General features: G+C 36.7%; 2 protein-coding genes. Both read right to left on the bottom strand.

Annotated elements, in window-relative coordinates; genetic code table 11:
* Positions 1-13: 13 nt before the first annotated feature.
* Complete coding sequence (locus IQR33_RS02565; RefSeq protein ID WP_025634166.1) at positions 14-670, bottom strand: hypothetical protein; 657 nt, start codon at positions 668-670, stop codon at positions 14-16.
* Positions 671-679: 9 nt separating this feature from the next.
* The gene (locus IQR33_RS02570; protein WP_025634167.1) at positions 680-1,765 is read right to left on the bottom strand and encodes a ParM/StbA family protein; all 1,086 of its coding nucleotides are present in this window, start codon (positions 1,763-1,765) and stop codon (positions 680-682) included.
* Positions 1,766-2,431: the final 666 nt, after the last annotated feature.

A 2,431-nucleotide genomic window follows, 5' to 3' on the forward strand; every position in this document is an offset into this window, starting at 1 on the left:
AGCCCCATTTTTCTTAAGCTATCAGCAATGACTCCATGTTGAAATTATCAATAGCTAAGCTATCAGAGACACCATCTTTACTTTCAAGATAATCATCTTTCGTAGAAAAAGCATCTGGCTGTTCAGTTTGCCCCTCAACAGCTCTAAAGCCAATAGGGTGGTTTGAAAGCTTTTCAATACTTGAAGCTATTTTAGCCAAATGTTGCTCAACATTTTCGAGTGTCTTGTACTCATTACACTTAAACCTTTCTTTATTACTTTGGTTTTGAAGGAAATGAATAGCAGAATTCATCATATTGATAGCATGTTGGTTGACATCATTAAGAGCTTGCTTGGGATCGTTTTCGGAATGTGCAGACAAATAAGTATGAACGAGACCTTGGTGATACACAGAAGAATCCGTTATGTGTATGCTAGCTCTTCTCTTTACTTTATCAATGTGTAACCCTAAGTTGCGGCACCAATCCCAGTCTCTGATCTCATGAGGGAGGATGTTATCAAAATAATACATAAGCTTATCGAACTCACCCTCTTCGATGAAATACCCAATTCTAATTAACTCTTCGACTAACGATTTGAGAGTTATTGATTTTGAATTCGCTAACTCTCGGCATTCTGTTGAGTAATCATTTGGTATCCTTATTTCCACTTTTAATGAAAAGCGCCCCATGACCTTTGCCTACTTATTCTTTTTGTTGTTTTGGTACCAAAGCTCTGCAAACAACTCAAGGCCCCAAGCGTTTAGCTTGTCTGCTTCATCTGGTATGAGGAATGAGTTGTTATCTTTACCGTAATACTCTTCAATTAAAGGTGTAATTTCTTCACGCAATGCGGCAATAGTACCTCCAATGAATATGATTAAATCAATATCTACAGCTTTAGATAAGGTATCAGTGATTGCGCCAAAAATCTTACTAGCTAGCTCCTTCCGTGCATTCTCTGCCCATTCAGAATGATCTTTCTCAACCCCCCGAACTGTAACAATACCTTCATCAATTAACTTACGGCACTGCTGATGTGTGGGTGTGGTGAAACCTAAATCGTAAAGGTAGTTGGATGCTTTTTTGACAATCTGATTGAACCCGATGTCCTGGGTGACAGAACGATCCATATCAATAGTTCCATCGTCAAACACAGCTATATCAGTTGTTTTACCACCAGGATCAGCGATTGCGATCGTTTTTCCTATGTATTCAGGGTTATGTACCAACATCCCTGAATCATCTCTCTTAAATAGGAATACACGAAGGGCTGCTAGTGCTTCGGGCTGAACAAGTAGAGCTTCAATATTTGACTTCCGCAGCTTCGATTCCGGGTCAGTACCTAAGTGATCAAAAGATCTCTGCATAGAGAGCATCTTTTGCTTAACATTGTTTTCGTTGACGGACCCATCTGTTTTAAAGAACTGTCTTAATGGCATTCCAGTACAAAGAACGTACTTTTTATTGAGTAACTCATCTCCAAATTGATTTAAGCCATGCTGCAGTAAAACCTGAGCTGCTTCACTATTGGAGAAGTCATCGTTCCTGGGAATAGGTTGTTTTACCTCACCAATGGTGTAAGCGTTACCTGTAACAGCAGAAGTAAATTTCGTTTGAACAGGAGCATTACTTGATACTGAAAAGGTTTCATCTAGTACCGCAAAACGTTCAGTCGAACGTTGGATGTGTGTAGGAAAGGAGGTTTTAACAGATTCAGCTGAGATCTTATGTTGGGCATTACCGTCATCATACCCAATAAATAGTGTTGAACAGTCGTTAAACATAGTAAAATATCTCTATTGTTTTTTAGTGATAAATGCAATATATAGCATGTCTGTGACAACCTCAAATATTTTCACTTTAGGAGGCAGGTGTTGATTGAAGACTGGCGAGAGAAGTTAAAGGAGAACTTGGAGAGAAATTACCAAATAGAAGTATCATCTCTCTATATATCGAAAAAGAATCGAATGGTATATGTACAATTTTCTGACAGTTCAAATGTACAAAAATACTTAGGTTTAAATTTAGACCTAGTCGATGTAGTGATTAGACAAAATACATGGGAATATTGCCAGAATAGCAAGGTATCAACGTTAATTGAAAAACGACATAGAGTAAAACTACCAAAGAATAAAATGAGTAAATATTGCTTCGAATCTTAGTAAGAGTAATCGAAAACTAAGTTATTTTTTATCAGAAGATCTATTTAACTTTAGTTAAATAGATCTTCTGATAACGTATTTTATGGTAAATGGCCATTATGTTTAATACTCACAAATTTCAAATTCACAGGGGAAAGAGATTTCACATAGTCAACTTTCTAAAGGAGGTATCTAACTTATTGATATTTGGTAGGTGGTAACAACTACGTGTACAAAATTCCAATCGTCGTGAATTTAACATAACATAGATAATATACACTAAGAGTGTAAGAGCAATTTTAATATGTC

The organism is Vibrio sp. OPT46, assembly GCF_015163535.1.
In the GTDB taxonomy this organism is placed as follows: Bacteria; Pseudomonadota; Gammaproteobacteria; order Enterobacterales; family Vibrionaceae; genus Vibrio; species Vibrio alginolyticus.